Source organism: Bacillus sp. FG16 (assembly GCF_057809515.1).
The window spans coordinates 1-387 of sequence record NZ_JBMDKC010000362.1 but is presented as its reverse complement, the minus strand read 5'-3'; the positions used below and the strand labels follow the sequence as shown (position 1 = coordinate 387).

Annotated in this window: 1 protein-coding gene; it reads left to right on the top strand. The window is 35.1% G+C overall.

All coding sequences use genetic code 11. From position 1 onward, the window contains the following. Positions 1-128 precede the first annotated feature (128 nt). On the top strand, positions 129-387 hold a 259-nt coding region (locus ACODS7_RS32745; RefSeq protein ID WP_488828733.1), incomplete at its 3' end, for an ArsR/SmtB family transcription factor.

The following is a 387-nucleotide window of genomic DNA, read 5'->3' as shown; positions in this document are numbered from 1 at the left end:
TTCTGATTTATTCATGAGGCACCTCTTATTGTGATTATTATTTGTTTTAGTATAAGGGGAGAAAGAGAATGGTGCAAGATGGTTTGTGAGATAGGCACTCAATAATAGGAATGGGGGAGAAAGAAAAAATGAAAAATGTCTTTAGCACGGAGATAAGTGAATTTGAACGTGTTTCAGAAATATTAAGGGTATTGGCACACCCTATTCGTCTACAAATGGTACATCAATTATTAAAGAAGAATGCTTTAAATGTCACGGAATTACAACAATATTTAGACATGCCACAATCCACTGTTTCGCAACATCTCGGTAAGCTAAAATCACATAAAGCGGTAGCATATGAGCGAAAAGGATTAGAAGTATTTTATCGAGTGGACGATGAAAAAG